This window comes from Bacteroidales bacterium (assembly GCA_018334875.1).
In the GTDB taxonomy this organism is placed as follows: Bacteria; Bacteroidota; Bacteroidia; order Bacteroidales; family UBA12077; genus JAGXLC01.
Genome location: JAGXLC010000300.1, coordinates 1 through 4,951 on the forward strand (window position 1 = coordinate 1; position 4,951 = coordinate 4,951).

Genomic DNA, 4,951 nt, shown 5'->3' on the forward strand with positions numbered 1-4,951 from the left:
CCCCCGGCTGGAAGAACCATATCGAAACCATTCCCGGCTATTACGACTACTACGTGAGGCTGCACATTCTAAGCGAAAAGCTGGGAGGCAGCGGCAGAAATAAGACAAATCTAACTCCCGGTAGAAAGACAGAGAACAGAAACATGGAACAACAGGCAGAAACTCCGGCAGACGATCTGATCACCGATGACAGGCGGGTGCTCTGGTATGAAGGCAAAGTAACGGGGTACAGAAGTGAACCTGGCTTCACAGATTTTGCAAAAGGCATACAGGTCCAATACGGGTTTATGGAACAAAAAAATTCGGACGACTGGGCGCGGGTCGGCAGTGTCCAGTACAGCAATACATTCAGTGTCACCAAACCCGATCCGAAAGGCAGCAGAGATCCTATACCCAATATTAACACCATGCCCGGGAATCATTGGGACGATATTAAACACCTGGATCATGCTCCTACACGTGAAGTCTTCAGGAATATGGTAAAAGATATTGAAGAAGAAGGAGACTTCAGCAGCTTCGGTGCTTTTGAAAACTCACAGGCATATGAAAATGCCAAAAAAGAGCACCCCACACTCGACAGCTTTTTCCAGGAAGCCTTCGATGAAGGCCTGATACGAAAACCATGATCCTAATTAAATCTTTGTATAAACAATAAAAAACACATCAAGGCAAACACCATGAAAACACTGGGAACATTCGCATCTTTCTTGCTTATACTGGGTCTCTTCGCTCTTTTTCTCTGGGGAGCCTACATGGGAGTGAAATACATCATCGCCCGGCTGTCCTTCCTCGATCCAACAACATCAATAATTCTGATCATAATTTCAACAGTGGCCCTTCTGTGTTGTTTGATCATTGCGGGGACTATAAAAGCCAATTTCGGGAAAAGAAATGTTGCCTTCCAGCAGGAAAAGGCAGCGATGTACGGTAAATTCGTTGATGTATGGCTTCACTCCAACAAAACAGGAAATGAAAAGGAGAAACTACCTGCCGAACTGGAAAAACTCAACAAGATGATCGTTTTGTGGGGAAATTCGCAGGTGATCAGGCAATATAAGCAACTTTTGCAAATGACCGGTGAAGAAAAGCAAGATAAAGCAAGCATCCTTAGTCAAACGGAGAAAGTATTGCTTGAGATGCGTAAACAAGCCGGAGAAAAGAATCACAACATCAAACGGAAAGATTTGACGGGCATCATTCTCCAGAATTTCAGGATTCAATAACCCAAAATCCATCAATCATGAAAGCAATCAGAATCAGAAGAAGAAAAAAGCTGGACACTGCCAGGGACGGGCAGCAATCCTTTATCAAGAAAAAGGCCGACGAAGCCGAATTTGAAGAAACCTCCCGCCGGGGCAGTTTCTTCAAAGGCAAATCCAATACAGAAGTACAGGAGAAGCTAAAGATCAGTCAACCCGGGGATAAATCGGAAGTTCAGGCCGACGAGATGGCCAACCAGGTGGTTAGCCGGCAAGATAGCGAGGAAGAGGAAGTGGAGGCTAAACTTCATAAACAGGAAGAAGAGGAGGAAGAAGCCCAACCGAAAAGACAAGATAAGCTCTACAGGCAGGAAGAAGAAGAAGAGGAGGCGCAGCCCAAAAGGCAGGAATCCCTTTCCAGACAGGAAGAGGAGGAAGAAGTTCAGGAAAAGCTGAACAAACAAGAGGAAGAAGAGGATATGCAGGCCAAACTGCACAAGCAGGAAAAAGAGGAAGAGGAAGTTCAGACCAAATCCACTATATTCCGGAAAGAAAATAATGAAACTACCCGGTCGTTTGATAACCGGCTGGAAGCAGCAAAACAAGGCGGATCGCCCCTTCCTGAGAGCCTGCGCAAGGAGATGGAAAAGCAGTTTTCCACCGGTCTCTCACATGTTCGCGTGCATACCGACAAACAGGCGATCAAACTGTGCAATGAAATCAATGCCCAGGCCTTTACCAAAGGGAATCACATTTTTTTCAACAAGGGCAAATACAGGCCTGAAACGACAGCCGGCAAACAACTGCTTGCCCATGAGCTCACCCATGTCGTTCAGCAGAAATAAAAAATGAATGAGTAGTGAGTGTTGAGTTTTGAGTAGTGAGTTTTGAGTAGTGAGCAATTTAGTTGGCAGTTGGTAAGGGAAGACGGAGTAGTGAGCAATGAGTAATGAATAAAGCAGTAATCAGAAATCAGACAAAAAGCCCTAGCTAGAGCTAACTCGAGATACGAGACACGGGAAACGGGACATAAGGCTTACAACATTGCAGAACAATGATAATAGAAAAGATCATAAAAGAAAGCAACAATATGATGACCCAAAACGGACAGCATTTTCTGGAATGGGAACTTGACTGGCTGGCGAAGGTCGTAACCACCAGGCTTGAAAACCATTTCAAAATAAAACAGGAACAAAAGGAGGTGGATGCTATTCCTCCACCCGATATCGAACAGGTCCGTTGCAGCTACGCCCAATTTGCCAGGTCAAACAACCTGAATTTTGAAGAGCGGGTGATTCTTATCCTTTCACTTGTCCCGTTCATAAAGCCAAACTTCCTGGATGATTTAATATCCGGGGTTCTGAAAAATCCAGGCGAATTTCCCCAGATTGGGGGAGTCAGGGGCAAAGCATTCAGGGGAATTCTACCCACCGTAGAAACGGCCCTTTTCATACTTGCCGGTGATGATTTGAACAGAAGGTTCCATGTACAGTCTTATTTCAACCAGGACCACCTGTTCTTCACGAAACAGATCATCCATCTGGAGGATGGTTTTGACAGCGAACCTTCTATGAGCAACAGGATCGTGCTCGACGATGAATACGTGGAACTATTCACAGTAGGCGAAGTTTCAAAACCCAAATTGAGCACCTCTTTTCCTGCGCAACTGATCACCACCGAGATGGAATGGGGCGACCTGGTGCTGAATTCCGCCACCCTGGATCAGATCAATGAAATTGAGATATGGATCAAATACAACAATACACTGATGAATGAATGGGGAATGAAAAAGAAGATCAAACCGGGTTATCGCTGTCTTTTTCACGGACCTCCCGGAACGGGTAAAACCCTTACTGCTTGCCTTCTGGGAAAATACACCGGCCGGGATGTCTTCAGGGTCGATCTGTCTACGGTTGTTTCCAAATTCATCGGTGAAACAGAAAAGAACCTTTCCGTACTTTTCGACAAAGCCGAAAGCAAGGACTGGATCCTCTTTTTCGATGAAGCCGATGCCCTTTTCGGTAAAAGAACGAACATCAGGGACGCCCATGACAAATATGCCAACCAGGAGGTTTCTTACCTTTTACAAAGGGTGGAAAGCCATTCCGGATTGGTTATCCTGGCTTCCAATTACAAAAGCAACATTGATGAAGCCTTTACGCGCCGGTTTCAGTCGCTGGTGCACTTTCCCATGCCAAAATCCGATGAGCGGCTAACCCTGTGGAAACAATCCCTGCCCGCAAATATCAACCTGGCCGGGGACATTAACCTGGAAGAAATTGCCCGCCAATACGAGTTATCCGGGGCCAACATCATTAACATCGTTCAATATGTATCTCTTCAAGCATTGTCAAAGGGGCATGACCACATCGATAACCTATTGCTGCAGGAAGGAATTAAGAAGGAGTACATCAAGGAGGGGAAGGTGATTTGATCCGTTCATTCGGTGTCATTCGATAGCTATTCATTGTCATTAAATTGTTTGACGGGAGTTTGACGTTTGATTGTTTGAGGTTAGAAAGGCTGCAGTTAATAGATATATATAATAGTCATCCGTCAAAAGCCGGACAAGTTTTATTGTCATTAAGTCATTAAGTGGTCATTTTTTGTATTCGCAGAAAAGCCCTGGCCTTCGTTTCATTCCGGCCGTAACGGTAGGGAAGAGCCGCCTGCCCCGCTGGCTGAAGCGGGGGAATCTATACCTTGGAAAGAAGGTGTTTGAACGTTTGATTGTTTGACAGGAGTTTAATTGGATGATTGGATGATTAGATGACAGGAGGAGATTTTGAGGGATTGTAATGGAGCGCAACGGCGAAACACAGAAAGGGTTAAAATGATTCATCATCCTCATTCGCCTGTCCGAAAGCGTCGTGCATGCTTGCGACATGGTTTCGGAACTTTCCGAAATCATCAGCGAGCTTGCGGGACGACTTCGGAACTTTCCGAAATTATCAGCGAGCTTGCGGGATGACTTCGGAACTTTCCGAAATCGTCAGCGGGCCTGCGGGGCGTTTTCGGGAGTTCCCGAAAGTACCACGCAAGCATGAGTGACGGTTTCGGAGGCTTTCGAGCTTATCACACATTAAAGTCCTTGAGCTTCTCCGGATAAGTATGTGCAATCAATGCGCGTGCAAGGATCAACGTAGGGTCGAAAAGCGGAAGATCATCCAGGACCGTGTAAGGAAGGGCAAAGGAGACCTCGGTGCAGCCCGGGATAATCCCTTCAGCACCCTGTGATTTTAACAAGCGTAACCCTTTTACTATGGTTTTTTTGGCTTGTTCATCCACGGGATCTGATTGTGCTTTGATGCCGTATCGCGGGTTATAGATGGCCTCATGTATCTGCTCCTGCATCTGTTTATCGGGAATCAATGGCTCAAATTTATTCTCTCCCAGGTATTCCGGATAGATATTGGATTTCCAGGTGCCGGTGGTAGATAAAATTCCAACCTTTCGTATGTTGGGATAATGCCGGGCTATGAATCCCACAACCTCCCGGATCATGTGTATGACTTTCACCTCTGAGTTCTTTTTTTCCAGTTGATGGAGGATTTCATTAAAAATTTCAGGAGCATGCATGGTGTTGCAGGGTATTCCAACAACTTTGGCTCCCAGGTTCTCAAGTTTTCCTATAATATCGGCTACTGCAAAGGCAGGATTGACATCGGTCTCTCTCATCAGGTAACGGGTACGGTCCTCAATCTTTTCAGGAAGTGACAACAGTGCCACCGGCAGATGTTCCTGATCGGAAG

General features: G+C 45.9%; 5 protein-coding genes. 4 read left to right on the forward strand and 1 reads right to left on the reverse strand.

The window, feature by feature from the left end:
• From KGY70_16830 to KGY70_16845, 4 genes are all read left to right on the forward strand, one after another.
• Positions 1–626, forward strand: a 626-nt coding sequence (locus tag KGY70_16830) for a hypothetical protein (protein MBS3776865.1), incomplete at its 5' end; no start/stop codon positions are given.
• Positions 627–677: 51 nt separating this feature from the next.
• On the forward strand, positions 678–1,223 hold the full coding sequence (locus KGY70_16835) for a hypothetical protein (protein MBS3776866.1): 546 nt from the start codon (positions 678–680) through the stop codon (positions 1,221–1,223).
• A 17-nt stretch (positions 1,224–1,240) separates the two neighbouring features.
• Positions 1,241–2,044, forward strand: coding sequence for a DUF4157 domain-containing protein (locus KGY70_16840; GenBank protein MBS3776867.1), 804 nt, complete (start codon positions 1,241–1,243; stop codon positions 2,042–2,044).
• Positions 2,045–2,253: 209 nt separating this feature from the next.
• Positions 2,254–3,633 carry an ATP-binding protein gene (locus tag KGY70_16845; GenBank protein MBS3776868.1) on the forward strand — a complete coding sequence of 460 codons (1,380 nt, stop codon included), beginning with the start codon at positions 2,254–2,256 and terminating at the stop codon, positions 3,631–3,633.
• A 641-nt stretch (positions 3,634–4,274) separates the two neighbouring features.
• On the opposite strand, the gene KGY70_16850 is transcribed toward KGY70_16845, so the two are convergent.
• Positions 4,275–4,951, reverse strand: a 677-nt coding sequence (locus tag KGY70_16850; GenBank protein ID MBS3776869.1) for an aspartate/glutamate racemase family protein, incomplete at its 5' end; no start/stop codon positions are given.

What these genes read in the sequence shown, in the direction of transcription:
- KGY70_16835 (MBS3776866.1), top strand. Translation starts at nt 678, where the DNA reads ATGAAAACACTGGGAACATTCGCATCTTTCTTGCTTATACTGGGTCTC.
- KGY70_16845 (MBS3776868.1), top strand. Translation starts at nt 2,254, where the DNA reads ATGATAATAGAAAAGATCATAAAAGAAAGCAACAATATGATGACCCAA.
- KGY70_16840 (MBS3776867.1), top strand. Translation starts at nt 1,241, where the DNA reads ATGAAAGCAATCAGAATCAGAAGAAGAAAAAAGCTGGACACTGCCAGG.